Here is a 22006-nt window from a genome sequence, read left to right as displayed (position 1 = left end):
CGGCACGCCCCAAAGACGTCTCCGGCGTCTTTTCCCCTCGCACGCCCGCGCATTGGCGCTTATGCAGGGGCCATGGATACCCCGGATACATTCGAGATTTTCCTTGTCTGCCCGCCCGGGCTTGAGGATTTGCTCTGCGCCGAAGCGCAGGAAAAAGGTTTTGCAGCAGCGCAGGCCCAGCCCGGTGGCGTGAGCGTGCAGGGCGGCTGGCCCGAGGTCTGGCGCGCCAATCTGGAGCTGCGCGGCGCCGCGCGGGTGCTGGCGCGGATCGGCGGTTTCATGGCCTTCCATCTGGCGCAGTTGGACAAACGCTGTCGTAAATTTCCCTTTACCGATGTGCTGCGCACCGATGTGCCGGTGAAGGTGCAGGTGACGACGAAGGCATCCAAGATTTACCACGCCGGGGCGGCGCAGCAGCGGGTCGAAACGGCGCTGCGCGAAAGCCATGGCATCACGGTGGATGCCGAGGCGGCGCTGGTGCTGAAGGTCCGCATCCACGACAATCAGGTGACCTTCAGCCTCGATACCTCTGGCGAGGCGCTGCACAAGCGCGGCCACAAGGAGGCCGTGGGCAAGGCGCCGATGCGCGAGAACATGGCGGCGCTGATGCTGCGGTCCTGCGGCTATGCGCCCGGCGAGCCGGTGGTCGACCCGATGTGCGGTTCGGGCACGTTCCTGATTGAGGCGGCCGAGATCGCGGCGGGGCTGAAGCCCGGGCGCTCGCGGCGCTTCGCCTTCGAGGACCTGGCGAGTTTCGATGCCGGGGCGTGGGACGAAATGCGCGCTGCGGGGGCGGAGGCCGAGCCTGCCCTGCGGTTCCACGGCTCCGACCGGGACGCGGGCGCGATCCGCATGAGCACGGCCAATGCCGACCGGGCCGGGGTGGGGGCGTGGTGCCACTTCGCCTGCCATGGGGCAGGGGAGGTGCAGCCGCCCGAAGGCCCGCCTGGGCTGGTGATCGTGAACCCGCCCTACGGCGGGCGGATCGGCAACAAGAAGCTGCTTTATCCGCTCTATGGGACGCTGGGCGAGACGCTGAAGGCGCGGTTCCGCGGCTGGCGGGTGGGGCTGGTGACCTCGGAGCCGCCGCTTGCGAAGGCGACCGGGCTGCCGTGGAAGGGGCAGGGGCCGGCGATTGCGCATGGCGGGATGAAGGTGTGGCTCTGGCAGACCGAGGCGTTGCGGTAGAGGCTGCCACTTGGCCCGGAATCAAGCCGCAGGCGCCGGGCCATCGCCTGCCCGCCCGGACGGGTAGGCGATTTGGTGAGGCGTGACGCGACTTGGCGAAGTCACGTCACGGCTGAACCATAAAGTGGCATGAAACACCCTAGGATCGCCCACCCGCGGGCAGGCGATGGCCCTCAGTCTCTGGTTAAAGATGCTCCGCCTGCGGCATTCCCAGCACGTGGAAACCGCCATCCACGCGGATGATTTCGCCGGTCGTGCAGGCGCCTGCGTCGGATGCCAGATAGACCGCCGTGCCGCCCACAGCCTCCAGCGTCGCATTGGACCGCAGCGGCGCGTTCTGATCCGTGTGTTTGTAGGTCTTGCGCGCGCCGCCGATGGCAGCCCCCGCGAGCGTCTTCATTGGACCCGGCGAGATCGCGTTCACCCGGATGCCTTCCGGCCCCAGATCATTCGCCAGATAGCGCGTCGCGCTTTCCAGCGCCGCCTTGGCCACGCCCATCACGTTGTAATTCGGCGTCACCCGGTTCGAGCCCATGTAGGTCAGCGTCATCAGCGTGCCGCCGTTCTCCTTCATCAGCGGATGCGCGCGGCGCGCCACGTCGATGAAGGAATAGGCCGAGATATCCATCGAGTTCTTGAAGTTCGCCCGGCTGGTGTTCAAAAACCGCCCCGTCAGTTCGGATTTGTCCGAAAAGGCAATGGCATGTACGACGAAGTCGATGGTTGGCCAACGCGCGCCAAGCTCCTCGAAGGCGCGGTCGAGCGAGGCGTCGTCGGTCACGTCCACATCGACCATGAAGTTCGAGCCAACGCTCTGCGCCAGCGGCTCCAGCCGCTTGCCAAAGGCTTCGCCCTGGTAGGTGAAGGCCAGTTCCGCCCCGGCCTCGGCCATCGCCTTGGCGATGCCCCAAGCGATGGAGCGTTCATTGGCCACACCCATGACGAGGCCGCGTTTTCCTGCAAGCAATCCAGACATCCCGCGCCCTCAGCCTTGGTATTTCGACAGGATCATCGACCCGTTGGTGCCGCCGAACCCGAAGGAGTTCGTCATCACCGAGTCGAGGCCCGCGTTGTCGACACGCTCCAGCGCGATCTCGGAGGGATCGAGCGCGGGGTCGAGGTTTTGCACGTTGATCGACTTGGCGATGAAATCGTTGTCGAGCATCAGCAGCGAGAAGATCGCCTCGAGCGCGCCGGCAGCGCCTTGTGCGTGGCCGGTCATCGACTTGGTGGAGCTGACGGGCGGGGTGTTGCCCTCACCGAAGACACGGCGCACGGCCTCGATCTCGCCCACGTCGCCCACCGGGGTCGAGGTGCCATGGGCGTTGATGTAGCCCACCTTGCGGCCCTCGGGCAGGGTCTCCAGCGCAAGACGCATCGCGCGCTCGCCGCCTTCACCGGAAGGGGCAACCATGTCGTGGCCGTCGCTGGTGGCGGCATAGCCGGTCACCTCGGCGTAGATTTTCGCGCCGCGCGCCAGCGCGTGGTCGAGGTCTTCCAGCACCAGCATGCCGCCGCCGCCGGAGATCACGAAACCGTCGCGGTCCGCGTCGAAGGCGCGGCTCGCCGTCTCAGGCGCGTCGTTGTATTTGGAGGACATCGCCCCCATCGCGTCGAAGAGGCAGCTCAGCGTCCAGTCCAACTCCTCGCCGCCGCCGGCGAACATCACGTCCTGCTTGCCCAGCATGATCTGCTCGGCCGCGTTGCCGATACAATGCAGCGAGGTGGAGCAGGCGGAAGTGATCGAATAGTTGATGCCCTTGATCTTGAAGGCGGTCGAGAGGTTCGCGCTGACGGTCGAAGACATGCACTTGGGCACGGCGAAGGGCCCGATGCGCTTGGTCGCCCCGGTGTCCTTCACGATGTTATGTGCGGCGAACATGGCGGAGGTCGACGGCCCGCCCGAGCCTGCCACCAGACCGGTGCGCGGGTTGCTGATCTGCGCCTCGTCGAGACCCGCATCCTTGATCGCCTGATCCATGGCGACATAGGCATAGCCCGCGCCCGGCCCCATGAAACGCAAGGTGCGTTTGTCGATGTGATCGGCCAGATTGATCTTAAGCGTCCCTGCCACGCGGCTGCGGAACCCGTGTTCGGCCATCTCCGGGCTGGCTTCGATCCCGGAGGTGCCGTTTTTCAGTGCTTCGAGCACTTCTTCGGCGTTGTTTCCGATGGATGAGACAATCCCCAACCCTGTGACGACGACGCGGCGCATGCGCAGCACTCCTTTGTTTTGGCAGCCCCGGTGTATGCCAGCACGCCCATACGGCGCAAGCGGTTTGCCGATCCTCTGCGCGCGAAGGTCGCGGTCAAGGTTCTGTGATGGAACGGTGCAGTGGCAGGTGGTGTTGGCTTCACGAGACATAAAGGAGATTAGAATGCCCAAGATCAGTACGGTAAATCCCGCCACCGAAGAGGTGCTCCACACCTATAACGTGATGTCCGAAACCGAAGCGACCCAAGCGGTCGAGGCCACGCATGAGGCGTTTAAGGAATGGCGCAAGCTGACCCATGCCGAACGCGCGCCCTATCTGAAAAAGATCGCCGAGAAGCTGCGCGAAAATAAGGAAAGCCTGTCGGAACTGATGACCCGCGAGGTCGGCAAGCTCTACAAAGACGGGCTGACCGAGGTCGAACTCTGCGCCCAGATCTTCGAATATACCGCTGAGAACGGCCCCGACATGCTGAAGGATGAAGAGCGTAAACACGCGGGCGGCAAGAAGCGCGGTGTGGTGACCTATCAGCCCATCGGCGTGATCTATCAGATCCAGCCGTGGAACTTCCCCCTCTACCAGCCCGTGCGCGTGCTGGCCGCGAACCTGATGACCGGCAATGGCTGCGTTCTGAAACACGCGGAAATCTGCACCGGCAGCGGCTTGCGTCTGAAAGAGATCTGCGAAGAAGCGGGCCTGCCCAAAGACCTGTTCAACGTTATCATCATTGACCACGATACCTCCGACAAGCTGATCGGCCATAAGCTGGTGCGCGGCGTGACCATGACCGGTTCTGACAGCGCGGGCAGCCATATCGGGGCCGAGGCCGCGAAACATCTGAAGAAGTCCGTGCTCGAACTGGGCTCGAACGACGCCTACCTCGTGCTGGACGACGCCGATATCGAAACGGCGGTGAAATTCTCGACCATGGGGCGGCTTTATAACAACGGCCAGACCTGCGTCTCGGCCAAGCGTTTCATCGTGACCGAGAAGAATTACGACGCTTTCGTGAGCGCCTATGTCGATGCGATGAAGGCGATCCCGATGGGCGATCCGATGGACGAAGACACCAAGCTCGGGCCGCTGTCGAGCCAAGAGCAGTTCGAATCCGTCCGCGATCAGGTGAAAGAGAGTGTCGAGAAGGGCGCCAAGGTGCTCTGCGGTGGCGAAGTGCCCGACCGCACGGGTGCCTATTATCCCGCGACCGTTCTGGCCGAGGTCAAGCCGGGCATGCCAGCCTATGACGATGAGATCTTCGGACCCGTCGCCTCGGTCATCCGGGCAAAGGATGACGAAGACGCGATGCGCATTGCCAATGACAGCCGCTATGGTCTGGGCGGCGGCATCTTCTGCACGGATGAAGAGCACGCCCTGCGCCTTGCGCGGGATGAGTTCGACACCGGCATGGTGCGGATCAACAACTTTGGCGCCGCCGATCCGAACATGCCCTTCGGCGGGGTGAAGAATTCCGGCTATGGGCGCGAACACGGTGGCTTTGGCATGAAAGAGTTCGTCAACGCCAAGTCGATTTTCCTGCCGTCGTAACCGGCAAAGGCGGGCGGCGCGAAATGCCGCTCGCCCGTATTAAATTAAATTCCGAGAGGTTCCATATGAACATGAAAGTACTTGTCGCCGGTGCGACCGGAAAAACCGGGCGTCTGCTCGTCAGTGAATTGAAAGACCGCGGGGCCGAGCCCATCGCACTGGTGCGCGACGGCTCCGATACTTCCGTGCTGCCCGAGGGCACGGAAGAGCGGAAGGGTGATCTGACCAATCTGCAAGCGGGGGTGTGCGACGGTGTAGACGCCGTTGTCTTCGCCGCCGGGTCGGGTGGCAGCACGGGGCCGGAGATGACCGAGAAGGTCGACCGCGAAGGCGCGCAGCGTCTGGTCGATCTGGCCCGCGAGGCCGAGGTTGACCGCTTCGTGATGCTGAGTTCCGTGGGCGCCGACAACCCGCCGGAGGATCACGAGATGACCCATTACCTCAAGGCAAAACAGGCGGCGGATGAACATCTGCAAGCATGCGGCCTGACCCATTCGATCCTGCGGCCCGTGGCGCTGACCGATGACCCCAAGACCAATGCGGTCAATCTGGGCGAGGGAGTCGATCAAAAGGGCGAGGCGCATCGTGCCGATGTGGCAGCCGTATTGGCCGAGGCCACTGTGACCGGGCGTCATGACGGTAAGGTGCAGGAAATGCAGACGCTTTGAGCGACAATGCAAAAGGGGGCCGCGTGGCCCCCTTTTTTATATCTGTAAAGTCGCAGCGCTTCAGCTCTCGCTAAGGGCGACTTTCATGTCTTTCACCTGATAGATCACCTCGCCATCGGCTTCGACGATGCCGTCGGCCACGCCCATGGTCAGGCGGCGGGTTTGGATCGCCTTGGTGAAATCAATCTTGTAGGTCAGCATCTTGCGGTCCGGACGCACCATGCCGGTGAGCTTCACCTCACCCACGCCAAGCGCATAGCCGCGCCCCTGCCAGCCGCGCCAGCCGAGGTTGAAGCCCGTGAGCTGCCACAGGCCGTCAAGGCCAAGGCAGCCGGGCATGATCGGATTGCCGGGGAAATGGCACTCAAAGAACCACAGGTCCGGGGTGATATCGAATTCCGCGGTGATATGGCCCTTGCCATGGGCGCCGCCATCGGCCGAGACATCGGTGATCCGGTCCATCATGAGCATCGGCGGGGCGGGAAGCTGTGCGTTGCCGGGGCCGAAAAGCTCACCGCGGGCGCATTTCAGCAGATCTTCCTTGTCGAAACTCGTGGGGTAGTCGGCCATCCTGCGGCTCTCCTGCTGCTCTGTTATAACGTCCGGCCCCGTTTAGCACCCCGCCGCCGCGTGCCGCAAGGGCCGCGGCAGGGACGCTGCGACGATTGGTGCAAGGTTTTCAATTGAAAACCGGGGATTTCCTCCTTTATATGACCCTGAAAGGCAGGGAACTGATGTCCGCAGAGGTACAAGAGGTCGGAACGCGCTGGTTGGCTCAGGCCGGGCTGCGCCCCACGCGCCAACGTGTCACGCTGGCGAACCTTCTGGTGGGCGATGGGCAAGACCGCCACGTCACCGCCGAAAGCCTGTTTGAGGCTGCGAAGGGGCAGGGCGAGGCTGTCTCGCTGGCCACGGTCTATAACACGCTGCGGGCGTTCTGCGATGCCGGGCTGTTGCAGGAGGTGACCGTGGATGGCTCGAAAAGCTATTTCGACACCAACACCCACGACCACCCGCATTTCTTTTGGGAAGACGACAGCAAGCTGACCGATGCGCCCTCGGAAGAGTTGGTGATCGCGCAGCTTCCCGATGCCCCCGAGGGGGCCGAGATTGCCTCGGTCGATGTGGTGATCCGGCTGCGCCGGAAGACCTGAACCGGCGGGGCAGGCCCCGCCGCCTGCGTGATCAGCCGCGTTTTCGCAGTACCAGAAAGGTCATCATGCCCATGGGCGGCAGGGCGCGTTCGTCTTCGACCTCCAGCGCATCTTGTTGCAACACGGTTTCCATCTCGAAATCAGAATGCCAGCCGAGCGTATTGGCAAAGGGGGCCGAGACTTTCTCAAGAAAGCCCAGCACCCCCGTGGTGCGCATGAAATGGTTGGCGATGACCACCTGACCGCCGGGTTTGAGCACGCGGGCGATTTCCTCCATCACGCGCTCAGGCTCGGGCACCACGGACAGCACATGCATCGCGGCGATCGTGTCGAAACTGGCATCGGGGAAGTCGAGGTCGCGCGCGTCCATCTGGCGCAGGTCAGCTACATGTTGCAGCCCTTCGCGGGTGACGCGCTGGCGGGCCTTGGCAAGCATTTCGTCGCTGAAATCGATGCCCGTGACGGAGAGGTGCGGCGCGTAGTGGGGCAGGGACAGGCCGGTGCCGACACCCACTTCGAGAACAGAGCCGCTGCCCTTGTTGATATGGGCCACGACATGGCGGCGACCGCCACTGGTCAGCGCGCCGAAGGTCTTGTCGTAGATCGGTGCCCAACGGGCATAGGATGTCTCGACCGCCTTGATGTCCATTTCAATTCCTTTTGGTTAAACTCGTTTTCCGTGCTCTCAAAAGCCCCCAGATCACCATGCCGATATAGGCCAAGCAGAGGACGACGAGCGTGGTCCAAGCGTAGGTGGCCAAGGCGGCGGCGAAAATTGCCACGCCCACCAGCAGGTATTTCACATGGCGTCGGGAGACTTTGGTGGTTTTGAAAGACCATGTGGGGATGCGGCTGATCATCAGAAAACCGATCAGCACCATATGCAGGCAGATCATCCAATCCGGCAGAATGGGCCGGTTGTGAAAGGCAAAAGACAGGGTCATCGGCAAGAGCACCAGCAGCGCGCCTGCGGGTGAGGGGATGCCGGTGAAGAAGGAGCCGGATTCCCCCACCGCATCGCCATTCTTGGCCTTGGCCGCTTCGGCCTTGTCGTTGACGTTGAACCGCGCCAGCCGCACCACGCAGCAGACCGCATAGACGAGCACGGAAATCCAAGCCGCGCTGCGCATGTCTTGCAGCGCCCAGAAATAGAGGATCAGCGGCGGGGCCACGCCGAAGTTCAAAAAATCGGCAAGCGAGTCCAATTCCGCCCCCATCGGGCTGGAAGACCGCAAGAGCCGCGCAAGCCGCCCGTCCAACCCATCCAGCACGCAGGCCAAAAGGATCAGTTGCACCGCCAGCACATAGTTGCCCTGCACCCCAAAGCGGATCGCCGAAAGCCCTGCGCAAATCGCGGTGATCGTCAGCGCATTGGGCAGAAGCTGGATCAGCGCAAGGTCCGCGCCGGTCTTTTCAGAAGGGGGGCGCATGGGGTGTTTCCTAAAGCGGGGCGGTCTCTATGACCGGCTGTTTCAACTCGGCCAGCACGGTTTCCCCGGCGACCATGGTCTGCCCGATGCGCACCATCGGGTCGACGCCTTCGGGCAGGTAAACATCTAGCCGGGAGCCGAAGCGGATCAAGCCGAAGCGTTCGCCGGTCTCAAGCCCGTCGCCGGATTTCACGAAACAGACGATGCGCCGCGCCACGAGGCCCGCGATCTGCACCACGGCGATGTCGCGCCCGTCGTCCATGCGGATGCACAGGCTGTTGCGCTCATTGTCGGCGCTGGCCTTGTCGAGCGAGGCGTTGAAGAATTTGCCCGGACGGTAGGCCACGGCCTGCACCTTGCCCGCGACGGGGGCGCGGTTGATGTGGCAGTTAAAGACGCTCATGAAGACGCTGACGCGGGTCAGCGGCACATCCGGCATCCCCAGTTCGGCGGGCGGCACCGCAGGCTCGATGAGTGAGACGATGCCGTCGGCGGGGCTGACGATCAGGTCGGGCCGGTCGGGGGTCACGCGCTCGGGATCGCGGAAGAAGTAGTAGCACCAGATCGTCAGGCCGACGCCGATCCAGCCGAGGACTTCTTCGATGGCGAAGAGCACAAGCGTGACAGCGGCGAAGATCGCCACGAATTTGATGCCCTCGCGGTGCATCGGTTTGATGAATGTGTCGAGCAAGTTGACGGCCATCGGACCCTCCCGTTCAGGCTGTCTTCCGTCATAGGTGCATAGCGGGTGAGTGCAAGGAGGTTTTAGGTGGGCGCGTTTTTTGGGCGGTTGCGGGCTGAGTGTAGCGGATACCGGCGGCGTCTTTTCCGGGCATCGAAAATGTTAGCCGCCATGCGCTGAGGGTGTCGCCCTCCCTGGGGGGCGATGAGCGCTTGCGTGATGTAGGGACAGTCATTCTGGACCCTGACTGGCCCGTCCACCGAAACGTTGCAAGATCGCCCTCCGGGGGGAGGGAGGGCGATGCCCGGTGTGCCACCGGGCGGGTCAGTTAAAAGGGGGAGCCTGTCAAAACCACTGCCCCGGCTCCATCAAACCCAGATCCATCAGCTGCCGGGAATGCCACTCGAACGGCTCGGAGTTGTGCCACTGGAATGTGGGGATGTCATAGCGGCTGCCGGGATTGCGCTTCAGCGCCTTGGCCGTGCGGAACGAGCAGATCGCCGACGTGACGTTGTGATGCCATTCGCAGGCGTAGGTGTTGTATTCCTCGTCGTTGAACGTGTGGTCGCCGCGCAGCTTCAGCCCCGGTTTGGCGCGAAACAGCGGAATACGGTCGATCTTGCGGCTGTGCGGCGGCACATGTTCCTCGAACCGCCAGCGCAGCCCACCAAAGAAATCAAGCTGCCGTTCCTTGGGGTGCCCCTGCCGGGCCGCATCCTTGCGCGCCAGCGCGTAATAGCCCGAGCGGTCCAAATGCGCCTGATCCAGTGAGACGGCATTGGGGTGTTGCTTGAGGTCCAGCGCATAGAGGTCCACCACATAGGCCAGCATGGCATCGCGCCGCTCTTCGCTGTGAAAGGCCAGCAATTCTTTGACGTTGCGTGTCTCGCTGAAGGGGTGGAACAGGTATTCGGCGTTGTAGCAGTAATAAAGCCATTGCCCCGGCACCGCCGCGATCATGCGGTTCACGGCCCGCTCCAACGCGGCTTCGGCAGTGGTGTCATAGTCGACCCGCAGCACGCTTTCTTGCAAGTCGCGGGGCAGCTCGAAACCGGGGGGCATCAGCGCTACGACGCTGTCGAACCCCGCCTGCTGGTGGTGGCGCAGGGTGGTGTCGACCTCAACCTCATCCTCGACCAAGATCATGGCGATAGGGCCTGCGTTCAGCGCCGTGCGGGCCTCTTTGATAAGCTGGTCGAGATCGCGATACCGCATAGGCCCCCGCTGGAATTTGCCGCCGGTAAAGTCGGCCAATTCCGGGTGCATTGCAAGACGCGGCCACCGCTGTTAGACGACGCCATCTGCCCGAAATCCGTCAAAACCCTTGGATGCCCGCCATGACCCAACCGAAAAAGCTGTTCATCAAGACCTATGGTTGCCAGATGAACGTCTATGACAGCGAACGCATGGCCGAGAGCCTGGGCGGGCAGGGCTATGTCACCACCGACCGCGCCGATGACGCGGATATGATCCTGCTCAACACCTGCCACATTCGCGAGAAGGCGGCGGAGAAGGTCTATTCCGAACTGGGCCGTCTGAAGCCGCTGAAAGACGCGCGGCCCGATCTGAAGATCGGCGTGGCGGGCTGTGTGGCCCAAGCCGAGGGCGAAGAGATCATGCGCCGCCAGCCCGCCGTCGATCTGGTGGTCGGCCCGCAAAGCTATCACCGCCTGCCGGAGATGGAGGCGAAGGTGCAGGGCGGGCAAAGCGCGCTCGACACTGATTTCCCGGCAGAAGACAAATTCGACCACCTCAAGGGCCGCCCCAAGGCGAAACGCGCCCCCGCCGCCTTTCTGACCGTGCAAGAGGGCTGCGACAAGTTCTGCGCCTTCTGCGTGGTGCCCTATACCCGCGGCGCCGAAGTCTCCCGCCCCGCCGAGAAGGTGTTGGAAGAGGCCCGCGATCTGGTCGAACGCGGCGTGCGCGAGGTCACGCTTCTGGGCCAGAACGTCAATGCCTACCACGGCGGCATGACGCTGGCCGGGTTGATCCGTGCGCTGGCCAAGATCGACGGGCTGGAGCGTATCCGCTACACCACCAGCCACCCCAACGACATGGGCGACGATCTGATCGCGGCCCATGGCGAAGTGCCTGAACTGATGCCCTATCTGCATCTGCCGGTGCAATCGGGCAGCGACCATATCCTGAAACGGATGAACCGAAGCCACACCGCCGAGAGCTACCTCAAACTGCTTGAGCGCATCCGCGAAGCACGGCCCGACATCGTGCTGTCGGGTGATTTCATCGTCGGCTTCCCGGAAGAGACCGAAGCGGATTTCGAGGCCACGATGGAACTCGTTCGGCAGGTGCGCTACGGCTATGCCTATTCGTTCAAATACTCCACCCGCCCCGGCACGCCCGCCGCCGAACGCCCGCTGGTCGATCCAGCCGTGGCCGATGACCGTTTGCAGCGTCTGCAAGGGCTGATCACCCAGCACCAGCAGGAAATCCAGCAGTCGATGGTGGGGCGCGAAGTCTCGGTTCTGGTTGAGAAGAAGGGCCGTCTACCCGGTCAGATGCTGGGCAAGTCGGAGTATCTGCATGCGGTGCATATCGAGGATAGCACGGCGCAGATCGGTGATATCCAGCGTGTGCGGGTGACCGAGGCCAAGACGAACTCTCTGGCCGCTGTTCTGGTCTGATCGGCATCCCCTAAAGCTGCATCGGGTGCGCGTCGCCGCGCACCCTTGGCTTGTCAGTAGTTGTGTTTGCGGTGCGATGCGGCGTCCGCAAAGATCCGTTTCATCGTCGCTTTCAGCCCCTCGGGGTTGCCGACGAGTGTGTGATCCCGGCAGACCCGTTCTGCCACGGCATGGGCTGTGGCAAAGTCATAGCCCACGGCCACGAGGCTATCCACGAAGACCGAGTTTGGCCGGTCCCAGATCACGTCGTTCCACGGGCCGCGGTAGCAGCTGACGTGGATCACATTGCCCGTGGGATGGGCCACACCTTGGTTGTGATAGGCGTATTTCACGCCCCCCGCGAAAGCGGGCAGGGCAAGCAGGCCGGTGACGGCGGTGGCGAGTAGCGTTTTTATCATGGTTTGGTCCCCCAGTTATCATTGCAGCAATCATGATCGGCAAAGCCGCGCGAAGTCCCACCCTCGCGATCCGATGGAAAGAGGTTTAGGTCTAAAGGTGCGATTTTCAAGAAAATTCAATGGCAGGGGCCGGTGTTTGCGAACAATCCCAAGGGCTTGTGCGGGATTGTCGCCAAGTCGTCGTCAATGGCCTGTTTTCGGCGGATCGGGGCAGGGTGAAATGGCCGCGCTCCGAAGCCGTTTTGCCGCTACCCCGCGGCGGATTCGTTGTAAGCCGCCAAGGTTCGGCCACAAAATGTTGATTTCACAGCTTCACAGCGAGACCGTTTTTACCTAACCTGACCCTATACTCAAAAGGCGCGGGTCCGGGGAGGGGTCGCATTTGCCAAAGATAAGAACCAGAAATTAGAATAGGACAAACGCTGTGGGACCCACTATTTCCAAAGCACTGCGCGCCATGGCCAGCCTGACGATGGCAGCGGCGCTGACCGTGGCCAGCACCTCGGCCGATGCGCAGACACCCTCGCAACAAGGCCGTGACAAGGGCGTTTACACGCCGACCATCTGGGTCGACCCGGATGGCTGTGAACATTGGGTTATGGATGACGGGGCCGAGGGCTACATGACCCCCCATGTCACCCGGCAGGGCATTCCGGTGTGCCGCCGCGGCGATGTCTGCGGTGTGATGGAGGCGGATCAGTTCTTTGCCACCGACAAATACAGCATCTCGCCGCAAGGCCGGGCGCGTCTGGCGAACTTCTTCCAATCGACCGGGGCGGTGTCCTACATCATCACCGGCCATACCGACAGCCGCGCGTCGGACGCCTATAACATGCGCCTGTCCTACAACCGGGCCAATGCTGTGGCGCGCATCGCCAATCAAGTGGGTGCCAAGATCGCCGATGTGCGGGGCTATGGCGAACGGATGCCCGCCGTGCCGAACAATTCCGCTGCGAACATGGCCAAGAACCGCCGTGTCGAAATCATCTGCATTCGCTGAAGGGACCACAAAAGTGATTAAGACGAAACTTCTCATGGTCACAGCCTGTGCCGTCGGCCTGTCGGCCTGTACCGATTACGAAGGCGGTCTGGGCCGGGGTTACCCTTCGGACAAGACCTTTGACCGGGGCATCGACAAAAAGCACCTGAGCAACCTTCAGGCGGGCATCTGGGTCGATCCGAACGGTTGCGACCACTGGATCATCGACGACGGGGTCGAGGGCTATCTTTCGGCGCGGCTCGATAAATTCGGGAAGCCGGTCTGCTCGGGCGTGGCACCGCCGACACATACCGCGGGCCACTTCAAGGGTGGCTCCAACATCAAAGACCCGAACTGACCTTGGCGGGCCATATCACAGACCCCGGGCCGGAGCGCGTTGCGCTTCGGCCCTTTTTGTCGCGACGGGTTGGTAATTCGGTCCGGTCTGACTATTTCAACATTTAGTGCTTCACAAAGGATACGCGCATTGCCTTCAACTGATCTGATGACACCGGAAACCGCGGCCGAACGGGTGGTGGAATTTCCCGACAACCGCCTTTTGATCGACCTCTGCGGCGCCTATGACGCGCATCTGGCTGCCATCGAGAAATCGCTTGAGGTGCAGATCATCCGGCGCGGCAATCACCTGCAAATTCTGGGCGAGGGCGAGGCCGTGGAGAAGGCCGAGAGCCTGCTCAATGCACTCTATGTCCGGCTTGAAAGTGGCCGCGCGGTTGAACCTGCGGATGTGGACGGTCTGCTGCGTATGGGCAACTCCGGCGCAGGCACCGGCGTGCGTCAGGGTGACCAGCTTGAAATGCCGATCTCGGATGCGATCGAAATCCAGACCCGCAAGAAACGGGTGGAGCCGCGCACCGATGCGCAGAAAGCCTATGTGCAATCGCTCTTCGACAACGAACTGGCCTTTGGCATCGGCCCTGCGGGCACCGGCAAGACCTATCTGGCCGTGGCGGTGGGCGTGTCGATGTTCATCGGCGGCCATGTGGACCGGATCATCCTCAGCCGCCCTGCGGTCGAGGCGGGCGAGAAGCTGGGCTACCTGCCGGGCGACATGAAGGACAAGGTCGACCCCTATATGCAGCCGCTCTACGACGCGCTGAACGACTTTTTGCCGAGCAAGCAATTGGCCAAACTGCTGGAGGAAAAGCGCATTGAGATCGCGCCGCTGGCCTTCATGCGGGGTCGCACGCTGTCGAACGCTTTCGTGGTGCTGGACGAGGCGCAAAACGCCACTTCGATGCAGATGAAGATGTTCCTGACACGTCTGGGGCAGAACTCGCGCATGGTGATCACCGGAGACCGGACCCAGATCGACCTGCCGCGCGGGGTGCAATCGGGGCTTCAGGATGCGGAGCGCTTGCTCAAGCAAATCCCCAGCATCAGCTTCAACTACTTCTCGTCCAAAGACGTGGTGCGCCATCCGCTGGTCGCCGCGATTATCGAAGCTTATGAGGCCGATAGCGGTGCCGCTTGACGTGATGCTGGAAGATTTCGACATCGTGATCGAAGACGACCGTTGGGCGGCGGTCGACCTTGAAGCGCGCGCTCATGCCGCGGCGCGGGCTACCCTGGGCCATCTCGGCCTTGATGCCGAAGCCGCTGAGATGACCCTGCTGGCCTGCGACGACAGCCGCATCGCCGCGCTAAACGAAGACTTTCGCGGCAAAGCGCGGGCGACCAATGTGCTAAGCTGGCCTGCCGAGGAACGCGGGGCGGTCACCCCGGGCGGCGATCCGCTGCCTGTCGCCCCCGGCATTGACGGGATGCTCGAACTGGGCGACATCGCCTTGGCTTATGAGACCTCCGCCGCCGAAGCCGCGGCGGCGGAGAAGCCATTAGATGCCCATGTGACCCATTTAATCGTGCACGGGCTGTTGCATCTTCTGGGCTATGACCATGAAAATGACCCCGACGCGACGTTGATGGAGGGGTTGGAGCGCGAAATACTTGGCAAAATGGGTTATGATGACCCATATAAGGAAAATGGGCCTTGAGGGGCTTTGTAACACAGACGGGACCCAATGGGCGATACAGACGGATCATCTGACGCGGCGCAGAGCGCGCTGACAGATGAAGACAGACATGAGCAGCCGGACGATGGCGCGATGCGCACCGGCAATTTCTTCTCTCGGGTGTTCGAGGCATTAAGCCCATCGGACAGCGAGGAGGACACGCCAGAGACCTCGGCAGAGGCCGAGCGGCCCACGGGCCATGGCATGATGAACCTGCGCCGGATGCGGGTCGATGACGTGGCGATCCCAAAGGCGGATATCACCGCCGTGCCGGTCAGCGCCACGCTGGATGAGCTGGTCTCGGTCTTCAAGGAAAGCGGGATGACCCGCCTGCCGGTCTATGATGGCACGCTCGACACGCCCGTGGGCATGGTCCACCTCAAAGACCTTGCGCTAAACCACGGTTTCAACGGCAAAAACACCAAGTTCGATCTGCGCACCCTGCTGCGGCCACTGGTCTATGTGCCGCCGTCGATGACCATCGGCGTTCTGCTCACCAAGATGCAGGCCGAGCGGCGGCATATGGCGCTGGTGATCGACGAATATGGCGGTGTCGACGGGCTGGTGACCATCGAAGATCTGATCGAGCAGGTCATAGGTGAGATCGAAGACGAACATGACGTCGATGAGGGCACCTATTGGACGGTCGAAAAGCCCGGCACTTATCTCGCGCTCGCCAAGACCCCACTGGGGGATTTCGAGGCTGAGATTGGCCATTCCCTGACCGACCATGAAACCGTCGACGAAGAAGAGATCGATACGCTTGGGGGCTTGGTCTTTATGCTGTCGGGCCGCGTGCCTGCGCGGGGCGAGGTGGTCTTGCACCCTGATGGTCCGGAGTTCGAGGTGATTGACGCCGATCCGCGCCGCATCAAACGGTTGCGGGTCCGCACCCAAGGGGCCGGGGGATGAGGCAACGGCTGGCGATGCGGGGCCGGTTGCTGCTGGCCCCCCTCGCCGGGGCCATCGCAGCCTTCGGGCAAGCGCCTTATGAACTGCCACTTTTGCTCTTCGCCGGGCTGGTGGCGGCGTTTTGGCTTTTTCGCGCGCAATCCGGCGGGCCAATGCGCCCGGCGCTTTTAGGCTGGGGCTTTGGTTTTGGCTATTTCCTGCATGCGCTGCAATGGATCGTTTCGCCCTTCATGGTCGATGTGGCGCAGCATGGGTGGATGGCGCCTTTTGCGCTGATCCTTCTGGCCGCTGGCATGGCGCTGTTCTGGGGGCTGGCCTTTGGCCTCGCCCGTTGGATCGCGCCGAAGCGTGGGCTGGCGCTGGCGCTGACTTGGGCGGCGGTGGAACTGCTGCGCGCCTATATTTTCACCGGCTTCCCATGGGCCATGCCCGCTCAAGGACTGGTTGGCGTGATGGCGGGGCAGGGCCTCGCCTGGGTCGGCCCCTATGCGCTGAACCTCTGGCTATTCGCCATTGCCGCGATCTTGCTGCTGCGCGGCCCTTTGAGCCTGCGGTTGGGGCAGGGGGCGCTGGCCTTGTCGACGGTGCTGCTGTTGCTGTTGCCCCCGCAAGCGCCGCCCGCGGTGCTGACCGAGAACGTGGTCCGTTTGGTGCAGCCTAATGCTGCGCAACGCGATAAGTGGAACCCCGATACCTTTGAATTCTATTTCTCCCGCCAGCTCGACTACACTGCCGCCGCACCGCCAGACGAAGGCACGGCCCCCGATCTGGTGATCTGGCCCGAGACCGCGATCCCATGGTCGTTGGACATGGCAGGCAGCGCTTTGGATGAGATCGGCGCGGCCTCGGACGTGCCGGTGGCGCTGGGCGTGCAGCGCCGGTCGAACATGCGCTACTACAACTCGCTCGTCCTGCTCGACGAAGGCGGCGCGGTCGATCAGCTTTATGACAAACATCACCTCGTGCCCTTTGGCGAATACATGCCCTTGGGGGATCTGATGGCGCGTTTCGGGATCCACGGCCTCGCCGCGCAGGAGGGGAACGGCTTTTCCAGCGGGCCGGGGGCGCAGGTGTTGGATATGGGATCGCTCGGCGCCGCATTGCCGTTGATTTGCTACGAGGCCGTCTTTGCCCATGATGTGAACGCCGCGCCAGCGCGGCCCGCCTTCCTGATGCAGGTGACCAATGACGCATGGTTCGGCAAGGCCGCAGGCCCGCGTCAGCATCTGGCCCAAGCGCGGATGCGCGCGATCGAGCAGGGGCTGCCCATGGCCCGGGCGGCCAATACTGGCATCTCGGCGATGATCGACCCGCAGGGGAGGGTGATCGCTTCGCTGCCGCTCAATTCCGCAGGCTTCATCGACGCGCCGCTGCCAGCGCCACTGGCGCCCACGCTCTATAGCCGCAGCGGTGATTTGCCTTTAATCCTGCTTCTGACCCTCTGCCTTGCCGGGCTTGCCGTGGCCCGCCGTCGCAGCCCGGGGAATGCCGATTGACCATCCACCAGCGGTTGTCTAAGCCGTTGGGAGAGCACCACAACGGCTTCCTGACGTGGTGCGTAATTTTTATTGGAGCACTACATGTCCCGTCAGAACTATACTTTCACTTCGGAATCCGTTTCCGAGGGGCACCCGGATAAGGTCTGCGACCGGATTTCCGATGCCATCCTCGACGCTTTCATCAGCGAGGAACCCGAAGCGCGGGTCGCCGCCGAAACCTTTGCCACCACCAACCGCGTCGTGATCGGGGGCGAGGTCGGGCTGGCCAACAAGACCAAGCTCGATGAATATCTGGCGGGTGTCGAGGATATCGCCCGCGCCTGCATCAAAGACATCGGTTACGAGCAGGATGAGTTCCACCACGCGACATGTGAGATCACCAATCTGCTGCACCCGCAGTCGGCGCATATCGCCCAAGGCGTCGATGCCGCCGATGGCAAGGAAGAGGGCGCAGGCGATCAGGGTATCATGTTCGGTTTCGCCACCGATGAGACGCCCGAGTTGATGCCCGCGCCGATCCACTACGCCCATGCGATCCTGCGCCGTCTGGCCGAGGTGCGCAAAGACGGGACCGAGCCGACCCTGCGGCCCGATGCGAAAAGCCAACTTTCGGTGCGTTACGAGAACGGCAAACCGGTGGGCGTAAGCTCCATCGTGCTGTCGACCCAGCATGAGAGCGAAAGCCAGACCAGCGCCGATATCCGCGAGATCGTGGAGCCCTATATCCGAGAGGTTCTGCCCGAGGGGTGGATCGATGCCGACACCGTTTGGCATGTGAACCCCACCGGCGTTTTCGTGATCGGCGGGCCGGATGGCGACGCGGGGCTCACGGGCCGCAAGATCATCGTGGACACCTATGGCGGGGCCGCACCGCATGGCGGCGGGGCGTTTTCGGGCAAAGACCCGACCAAGGTCGACCGTTCGGCGGCCTATGTGGCGCGCTATCTGGCGAAAAACGTCGTGGCGGCGGGGCTGGCGAACAAATGCACCATCCAGCTGAGCTATGCGATTGGCGTGAGCGAGCCGCTGTCGATCTATTGCGACACCCATGGCACCGGTGACGTGCATGACGCTGCGATCGAAAAAGCGATCCGCCAGATCATTGACCTGACCCCGCGCGGCATTCGTGAGCATTTGCAGTTGAACAAGCCGATCTATCAGCGCACGGCGGCCTATGGCCACTTTGGCCGCGCGCCCGACGCGGATGGCGGTTTCAGCTGGGAGCGCCGCGATCTGGTCGATCAGTTGAAGGCGGCTGTGTAAGTATTCAGGGGGTGGGCGACAGCGCCCCCCACTTTCGCGGCGGAGGTCAGCCCCGTTTCGCCTCGACCAAGGCCACGGCGGCGGCCACTGCATCTTCAATCGCCATTTCCGTCGTGTCGATCTGTTTCGCATCCTCGGCGGGTTTCAGCGGCGCTTGGTCCCGGCTCATGTCGCGTAGATCGCGCTGGCGCACGTCTTCCAACACATCTTCATAGCTGGTCTCGATCCCCTTGCCCGACAGTTCGGCGAAACGGCGCTGTGCGCGCACTTCGGGGCTGGCGGTGATGAAGAGTTTGACCGGCGCGTCGGGGCAGATCACCGTGCCGATGTCGCGCCCGTCGAGCACCGCACCACCTGCGCGGGTGGCAAAGCTGCGCTGGAACCGCACTAGGGCGGCACGCACCGCGGGGATCACCGCCACTTTGCTGGCCTCTTGGGCAACCTCGGGGCTGCGCAGAGTAGGGTCTTCCAGATCGACGGGGGCGAGGGTCTGGGCCGCTTCTTCCGGGTCCATCCCGGTGAGGGTCTTGGCCGCGACCGCGCGGTATAAAAGCCCGGTGTCGAGATGCGCAAAGCCGAAATGTGCCGCCACCGCCTTGGCCACGGTGCCTTTGCCCGCCGCGGCGGGGCCGTCGATGGCAACGGTGATGCCGTTGGTTTTGTTATCCGTCATCGCAAATTCCTTTTGTTCCGGGCCCGCAGGCCAAGCAGCAGGGCCGCCGTGAAACAGCCCGCCAGTATCAACCATTTCGCCTTTGTGAACAGGCTCGCCGTTGCGACGGCCTGTGCGGTGATCCGGTCCGGCCCCAATTCGACCAGCCGCCCGATCAGCATGTTTTCAGTGTAATCCGCCCCCAGATACAGCGCTACGGCCAGCGTCAGCCCCAGCCGCAGCCCGCCCGATGACCAGCGACGGAACCACAGCAGCAGGGCCAGCGCCAAGAGGGCGGGGAAGGCGGTGTCGGCCAGCCGGAACTGGCCCAGATACAGCGCCGTCTGCTCGGGACTGAGTGCTGACAGATAGGCGCGCACCTCGGGCAGATCATAGCCCAGAAGCCGCCCGTCCAAGACGCCGATGCCCGCCGCGCGCAGATGTGTCTCGGCAAAGCCCGCAAGGGCTGCAAAGGCCAGTGCAGCGCAAAGGCTGAGCCAGATCAGCCGGTCGCCTGTCACGCAGGCAACCGTTCGACCTGCGCACCCAAAGAGGCCATCAGCGGCTCGAAAATTGGAAAGGAGGTGGCGATGGGGCCGCCATCGTCCACCTGCACCGGCTGTTGCGCGACCATGCCAAGGATCAGGAACGACATGGCGATACGGTGGTCGAGATGGCTTTGGCAGGTCGCACCCCCGGGGATATTGCCGTGGCCCAGCCCTTTGACAGTCCACCAATCCGGCCCGTCTTCGACCGCGACCCCATTGGCGCGCAGCCCGCTGGCCATGGCCTCGATCCGGTCGCTTTCCTTGACGCGGAGTTCCTTGACGCCGCGCATCACGGTCTCGCCGGTGGCACAGGCTGCCACGACCGAGAGCACGGGGTATTCGTCGATCATGCTCGCCGCACGTTCGGGGGGGACTTCGATGCCCCTGAGGTTGGGCGAGAACTTTGCGCGCAGGTCGGCCACAGGCTCGCCGCCCTCGGTACGTTCGTTTTCATAGGTCAGGTCCGCGCCCATCTCGCGCAGGGTGGTGAACAGCCCCGCGCGGGTCGGGTTCAACCCGATGCCCGGTACCAGCACGTCCGAGCCGGGCACGATCAGCGCGGCACATACGGGGAAGGCGGCGGAGGAGGGGTCGCGCGGCACGTCGATATGCTGCGGCTTCAACTCGGGCTGGCCGGTCAGGGTGATGACGCGGCCCTCGTCGGTCTCTTCAACCGTGATCTCGGCGCCAAAGCCCGCCAGCATCCGCTCGGTATGGTCGCGGGTGGCTTCGGCCTCGATCACCACGGTTTTGCCCGGCGCATTCAGCCCCGCCAGCAGCACCGCGGATTTCACCTGCGCCGAAGGCACGGGCACGGTGTAGCGCACCGGCACAGGCTCGGCGGCACCCACGAGCGTCATCGGCAGGCGGCCCCCGGCGCGGCCCACGGATTGCGTGCCGAACAGCGCCAGCGGATCGGTCACCCGCGCCATCGGGCGGCTGTTGAGGCTGGCATCGCCCGTGAAGGTGACCGAGATCGGAGAGGTCGCCATCGCCCCCATCAACAGCCGCACGCCGGTGCCGGAATTGCCGCAGTCGATCACATTGTCCGGCTCGGCAAAGCCGCCGACACCCACCCCGTGCACGGAATAGGAGCCGCCGCCGTGGTCGACGACCTCGGCCCCGAAAGCGCGCATGGCTTTGGCGGTGTCGAGCACGTCTTGCCCCTCCAAAAGCCCGGTGATCGTGGTCTCGCCCACGGCCATGGCGCCAAGGATCAGGCTGCGGTGCGAGATCGACTTGTCGCCGGGCACTTCGGCGGTGCCGCTAAGCGGCCCGCAGGCGCGCGATGACATAGGAATGGGGCTGCCGTGACTGGACATGAGGTACCTCTGATCTGCTCAAGGTTCCTATTATCGCAGGCGGGCGGCAGCGTCCATCGCCGCGCGTGCGATGGGCGCGATCAGGCGGCGCGGTTCAGCGTTTGCGGAAGGTCAGGTAATGCGGGGTGCGGCCTTCGCGCAGCGCTTTTTGCTCATAGCGGGTCGAAATCCAGTCATCCCAAGGCGCGCGCCAATCGTCCGGCCCTTCGGCCAGCCAATCAAACCCATGCTGCGGCACCTGTTCGAGCGTCTGGCGGACGTAATCCTCGATATCCGTCGCCACGCGGAAGATCGCGCCGGGTTTCAACACGCGGGCCAAGGGCTCCAGATGCTCGGGCGTGACAAAACGGCGGCGGTGGTGGCGGGTTTTCGGCCAAGGATCGGGATAGAGCAGGAACGCCCGGTCGATTGAGGCTTCGGGCAACACGTCGAACATATCGCGCACGTCACCGGGGTGAATGGCGAGGTTGTCCACGCCCGCGCGCCGGATTTTGCCCAGCAACATGGCGACGCCGTTGATGTAAGGCTCGCAGCCGATGATGCCTACATCCGGGTTTTGCCCGGCCTGATGCACCAGATGCTCACCGCCGCCAAAGCCGATTTCCAGCCAGACCTTGCGCCCGCCAAACAGCGTATCAAGGTCAAGGGGCCTACGGTCGGGATTGCTCTCCCAATCGACGGCCCCCGGCGACAATGCGTCGAGGTCTTCGTCGATATAGGTCTTTTGCGACTTCTTCAGCGCTTTGCCTTTGAGGCGGCCATAGAAGTTGCGGCGGGGGCGTGTTGTATCACTCATGGCGGCTCATGTAGCGGCCTCGCCGCGCCACCGCAACATTCCTCTGCAACGCTGGCGGCGAATAGGGGCGGGTTAACCATTT

The 22006-nt window shown here is 63.2% G+C and carries 24 protein-coding genes and 1 riboswitch; of the genes, 12 read left to right on the top strand and 12 right to left on the bottom strand.

Annotation, left to right across the window (positions count from 1 at the left end; translation table 11 throughout):
• Nucleotides 1–72 precede the first annotated feature (72 nt).
• Complete coding sequence (locus ACGYLD_RS15380) at nucleotides 73–1188, top strand: class I SAM-dependent RNA methyltransferase (protein WP_271691869.1); 1116 nt, start codon at nucleotides 73–75, stop codon at nucleotides 1186–1188.
• Nucleotides 1189–1372: 184 nt separating this feature from the next.
• On the opposite strand, the gene ACGYLD_RS15375 is transcribed toward ACGYLD_RS15380, so the two are convergent.
• Both ACGYLD_RS15375 and fabB read right to left on the bottom strand, forming a co-directional pair.
• Nucleotides 1373–2164: an enoyl-ACP reductase gene (locus ACGYLD_RS15375; RefSeq protein WP_271691868.1), complete on the bottom strand. Its 792-nt coding sequence runs from the start codon at nucleotides 2162–2164 to the stop codon at nucleotides 1373–1375.
• A gap of 9 nt (nucleotides 2165–2173) precedes the next feature.
• Complete coding sequence (gene fabB / locus ACGYLD_RS15370; RefSeq protein ID WP_271691867.1) at nucleotides 2174–3403, bottom strand: beta-ketoacyl-ACP synthase I; 1230 nt, start codon at nucleotides 3401–3403, stop codon at nucleotides 2174–2176.
• A 163-nt stretch (nucleotides 3404–3566) separates the two neighbouring features.
• Here fabB and ACGYLD_RS15365 point away from each other — a divergent pair, with 163 nt between their 5' ends.
• Nucleotides 3567–4946, top strand: coding sequence for an NAD-dependent succinate-semialdehyde dehydrogenase (locus ACGYLD_RS15365; RefSeq protein WP_271691866.1), 1380 nt, complete (start codon nucleotides 3567–3569; stop codon nucleotides 4944–4946).
• A 71-nt stretch (nucleotides 4947–5017) separates the two neighbouring features.
• Entirely contained in the window at nucleotides 5018–5614 is a 597-nt protein-coding gene (locus ACGYLD_RS15360) for an SDR family oxidoreductase (protein ID WP_394403101.1), read from the top strand.
• A 60-nt stretch (nucleotides 5615–5674) separates the two neighbouring features.
• Here ACGYLD_RS15360 and fabA read toward each other — a convergent pair whose 3' ends face one another.
• Nucleotides 5675–6184 (bottom strand): bifunctional 3-hydroxydecanoyl-ACP dehydratase/trans-2-decenoyl-ACP isomerase, encoded by a 510-nt coding sequence (fabA, locus tag ACGYLD_RS15355; RefSeq protein WP_067261401.1) that lies wholly within the window; start codon nucleotides 6182–6184, stop codon nucleotides 5675–5677.
• Between the two features lie 164 nt (nucleotides 6185–6348).
• On the opposite strand from fabA, the gene irrA reads away from it, so the two are divergent.
• On the top strand, nucleotides 6349–6768 hold the full coding sequence (irrA, locus tag ACGYLD_RS15350) for an iron response transcriptional regulator IrrA (protein ID WP_394403099.1): 420 nt from the start codon (nucleotides 6349–6351) through the stop codon (nucleotides 6766–6768).
• Between the two features lie 31 nt (nucleotides 6769–6799).
• Here irrA and ACGYLD_RS15345 read toward each other — a convergent pair whose 3' ends face one another.
• From ACGYLD_RS15345 to ACGYLD_RS15330, 4 genes are all read right to left on the bottom strand, one after another.
• Nucleotides 6800–7417: a class I SAM-dependent methyltransferase gene (locus ACGYLD_RS15345; protein ID WP_271689428.1), complete on the bottom strand. Its 618-nt coding sequence runs from the start codon at nucleotides 7415–7417 to the stop codon at nucleotides 6800–6802.
• 1 nt (nucleotide 7418) lies between these two features.
• Nucleotides 7419–8198 (bottom strand): CDP-diacylglycerol--serine O-phosphatidyltransferase, encoded by a 780-nt coding sequence (pssA, locus tag ACGYLD_RS15340; RefSeq protein WP_067261404.1) that lies wholly within the window; start codon nucleotides 8196–8198, stop codon nucleotides 7419–7421.
• A gap of 10 nt (nucleotides 8199–8208) precedes the next feature.
• Entirely contained in the window at nucleotides 8209–8901 is a 693-nt protein-coding gene (locus ACGYLD_RS15335; RefSeq protein ID WP_209217358.1) for a phosphatidylserine decarboxylase, read from the bottom strand.
• Nucleotides 8902–9225: 324 nt separating this feature from the next.
• A complete protein-coding gene (locus ACGYLD_RS15330) occupies nucleotides 9226–10095 on the bottom strand; it encodes a hypothetical protein (RefSeq protein ID WP_271691862.1) in 870 nt (289 codons plus the stop codon).
• 122 nt (nucleotides 10096–10217) lie between these two features.
• On the opposite strand from ACGYLD_RS15330, the gene miaB reads away from it, so the two are divergent.
• Nucleotides 10218–11522, top strand: a complete 1305-nt coding sequence (gene miaB, locus ACGYLD_RS15325) for a tRNA (N6-isopentenyl adenosine(37)-C2)-methylthiotransferase MiaB (RefSeq protein ID WP_394403097.1) — start codon at nucleotides 10218–10220, stop codon at nucleotides 11520–11522.
• Between the two features lie 53 nt (nucleotides 11523–11575).
• Here miaB and ACGYLD_RS15320 read toward each other — a convergent pair whose 3' ends face one another.
• A complete protein-coding gene (locus tag ACGYLD_RS15320) occupies nucleotides 11576–11920 on the bottom strand; it encodes a hypothetical protein (RefSeq protein WP_394403095.1) in 345 nt (114 codons plus the stop codon).
• A 457-nt stretch (nucleotides 11921–12377) separates the two neighbouring features.
• On the opposite strand from ACGYLD_RS15320, the gene ACGYLD_RS15315 reads away from it, so the two are divergent.
• From ACGYLD_RS15315 to metK, 7 genes are all read left to right on the top strand, one after another.
• The gene (locus tag ACGYLD_RS15315; RefSeq protein ID WP_394403167.1) at nucleotides 12378–12920 is read left to right on the top strand and encodes an OmpA family protein; all 543 of its coding nucleotides are present in this window, start codon (nucleotides 12378–12380) and stop codon (nucleotides 12918–12920) included.
• A gap of 13 nt (nucleotides 12921–12933) precedes the next feature.
• Nucleotides 12934–13257 carry a hypothetical protein gene (locus tag ACGYLD_RS15310; protein WP_197470808.1) on the top strand — a complete coding sequence of 108 codons (324 nt, stop codon included), beginning with the start codon at nucleotides 12934–12936 and terminating at the stop codon, nucleotides 13255–13257.
• Nucleotides 13258–13404: 147 nt separating this feature from the next.
• On the top strand, nucleotides 13405–14394 hold the full coding sequence (locus ACGYLD_RS15305; RefSeq protein WP_067261409.1) for a PhoH family protein: 990 nt from the start codon (nucleotides 13405–13407) through the stop codon (nucleotides 14392–14394).
• Nucleotides 14369–14914: an rRNA maturation RNase YbeY gene (gene ybeY / locus ACGYLD_RS15300; RefSeq protein ID WP_271691859.1), complete on the top strand. Its 546-nt coding sequence runs from the start codon at nucleotides 14369–14371 to the stop codon at nucleotides 14912–14914. Before ACGYLD_RS15305 ends, ybeY begins: the two co-directional genes overlap by 26 nt.
• A 27-nt stretch (nucleotides 14915–14941) precedes the next feature.
• Complete coding sequence (locus ACGYLD_RS15295) at nucleotides 14942–15844, top strand: hemolysin family protein (protein ID WP_271691858.1); 903 nt, start codon at nucleotides 14942–14944, stop codon at nucleotides 15842–15844.
• Nucleotides 15841–17340 carry an apolipoprotein N-acyltransferase gene (gene lnt / locus ACGYLD_RS15290; RefSeq protein ID WP_271691857.1) on the top strand — a complete coding sequence of 500 codons (1500 nt, stop codon included), beginning with the start codon at nucleotides 15841–15843 and terminating at the stop codon, nucleotides 17338–17340. Before ACGYLD_RS15295 ends, lnt begins: the two co-directional genes overlap by 4 nt.
• A gap of 31 nt (nucleotides 17341–17371) precedes the next feature.
• A riboswitch (SAM-SAH riboswitch) is annotated at nucleotides 17372–17420 on the top strand.
• A gap of 4 nt (nucleotides 17421–17424) precedes the next feature.
• Nucleotides 17425–18606 carry a methionine adenosyltransferase gene (gene metK, locus ACGYLD_RS15285; RefSeq protein WP_271691856.1) on the top strand — a complete coding sequence of 394 codons (1182 nt, stop codon included), beginning with the start codon at nucleotides 17425–17427 and terminating at the stop codon, nucleotides 18604–18606.
• A 46-nt stretch (nucleotides 18607–18652) separates the two neighbouring features.
• Here the strand turns inward: metK and ACGYLD_RS15280 are convergent, their stop codons facing one another.
• The 4 genes from ACGYLD_RS15280 to trmB form a co-directional block, all read right to left on the bottom strand.
• Entirely contained in the window at nucleotides 18653–19279 is a 627-nt protein-coding gene (locus tag ACGYLD_RS15280; protein ID WP_271689435.1) for a d(CMP) kinase, read from the bottom strand.
• Nucleotides 19276–19779 (bottom strand): hypothetical protein, encoded by a 504-nt coding sequence (locus ACGYLD_RS15275; RefSeq protein ID WP_271691855.1) that lies wholly within the window; start codon nucleotides 19777–19779, stop codon nucleotides 19276–19278. Before ACGYLD_RS15275 ends, ACGYLD_RS15280 begins: the two co-directional genes overlap by 4 nt.
• Nucleotides 19776–21128, bottom strand: a complete 1353-nt coding sequence (gene aroA / locus ACGYLD_RS15270) for a 3-phosphoshikimate 1-carboxyvinyltransferase (RefSeq protein WP_209217349.1) — start codon at nucleotides 21126–21128, stop codon at nucleotides 19776–19778. The genes ACGYLD_RS15275 and aroA overlap by 4 nt, the downstream gene beginning before the upstream one ends.
• A 94-nt stretch (nucleotides 21129–21222) precedes the next feature.
• Nucleotides 21223–21924 (bottom strand): tRNA (guanosine(46)-N7)-methyltransferase TrmB, encoded by a 702-nt coding sequence (trmB, locus tag ACGYLD_RS15265; protein WP_067261420.1) that lies wholly within the window; start codon nucleotides 21922–21924, stop codon nucleotides 21223–21225.
• Nucleotides 21925–22006: the final 82 nt, after the last annotated feature.

This window comes from Sulfitobacter sp. 1A12056 (genome assembly GCF_043558125.1).
Lineage (GTDB): Bacteria > Pseudomonadota > Alphaproteobacteria > Rhodobacterales > Rhodobacteraceae > Sulfitobacter > Sulfitobacter faviae.
This window is presented reverse-complemented; position numbering and strand designations above follow the sequence as displayed.

Excerpts from the sequence above, each read along its gene's own strand:
- ACGYLD_RS15380 (WP_271691869.1), top strand. The coding sequence starts at position 73 with ATGGATACCCCGGATACATTCGAGATTTTCCTTGTCTGCCCGCCCGGG.
- ACGYLD_RS15375 (WP_271691868.1), bottom strand. The coding sequence starts at position 2,164 with ATGTCTGGATTGCTTGCAGGAAAACGCGGCCTCGTCATGGGTGTGGCC.
- fabB (WP_271691867.1), bottom strand. The coding sequence starts at position 3,403 with ATGCGCCGCGTCGTCGTCACAGGGTTGGGGATTGTCTCATCCATCGGA.
- ACGYLD_RS15365 (WP_271691866.1), top strand. The coding sequence starts at position 3,567 with ATGCCCAAGATCAGTACGGTAAATCCCGCCACCGAAGAGGTGCTCCAC.
- ACGYLD_RS15360 (WP_394403101.1), top strand. The coding sequence starts at position 5,018 with ATGAAAGTACTTGTCGCCGGTGCGACCGGAAAAACCGGGCGTCTGCTC.
- fabA (WP_067261401.1), bottom strand. The coding sequence starts at position 6,184 with ATGGCCGACTACCCCACGAGTTTCGACAAGGAAGATCTGCTGAAATGC.
- irrA (WP_394403099.1), top strand. The coding sequence starts at position 6,349 with ATGTCCGCAGAGGTACAAGAGGTCGGAACGCGCTGGTTGGCTCAGGCC.
- ACGYLD_RS15345 (WP_271689428.1), bottom strand. The coding sequence starts at position 7,417 with ATGGACATCAAGGCGGTCGAGACATCCTATGCCCGTTGGGCACCGATC.
- pssA (WP_067261404.1), bottom strand. The coding sequence starts at position 8,198 with ATGCGCCCCCCTTCTGAAAAGACCGGCGCGGACCTTGCGCTGATCCAG.
- ACGYLD_RS15335 (WP_209217358.1), bottom strand. The coding sequence starts at position 8,901 with ATGGCCGTCAACTTGCTCGACACATTCATCAAACCGATGCACCGCGAG.
- ACGYLD_RS15330 (WP_271691862.1), bottom strand. The coding sequence starts at position 10,095 with ATGCGGTATCGCGATCTCGACCAGCTTATCAAAGAGGCCCGCACGGCG.
- miaB (WP_394403097.1), top strand. The coding sequence starts at position 10,218 with ATGACCCAACCGAAAAAGCTGTTCATCAAGACCTATGGTTGCCAGATG.
- ACGYLD_RS15320 (WP_394403095.1), bottom strand. The coding sequence starts at position 11,920 with ATGATAAAAACGCTACTCGCCACCGCCGTCACCGGCCTGCTTGCCCTG.
- ACGYLD_RS15315 (WP_394403167.1), top strand. The coding sequence starts at position 12,378 with ATGGCCAGCCTGACGATGGCAGCGGCGCTGACCGTGGCCAGCACCTCG.
- ACGYLD_RS15305 (WP_067261409.1), top strand. The coding sequence starts at position 13,405 with ATGACACCGGAAACCGCGGCCGAACGGGTGGTGGAATTTCCCGACAAC.
- ybeY (WP_271691859.1), top strand. The coding sequence starts at position 14,369 with ATGAGGCCGATAGCGGTGCCGCTTGACGTGATGCTGGAAGATTTCGAC.
- ACGYLD_RS15295 (WP_271691858.1), top strand. The coding sequence starts at position 14,942 with ATGGGCGATACAGACGGATCATCTGACGCGGCGCAGAGCGCGCTGACA.
- lnt (WP_271691857.1), top strand. The coding sequence starts at position 15,841 with ATGAGGCAACGGCTGGCGATGCGGGGCCGGTTGCTGCTGGCCCCCCTC.
- metK (WP_271691856.1), top strand. The coding sequence starts at position 17,425 with ATGTCCCGTCAGAACTATACTTTCACTTCGGAATCCGTTTCCGAGGGG.
- ACGYLD_RS15280 (WP_271689435.1), bottom strand. The coding sequence starts at position 19,279 with ATGACGGATAACAAAACCAACGGCATCACCGTTGCCATCGACGGCCCC.
- aroA (WP_209217349.1), bottom strand. The coding sequence starts at position 21,128 with ATGTCCAGTCACGGCAGCCCCATTCCTATGTCATCGCGCGCCTGCGGG.
- trmB (WP_067261420.1), bottom strand. The coding sequence starts at position 21,924 with ATGAGTGATACAACACGCCCCCGCCGCAACTTCTATGGCCGCCTCAAA.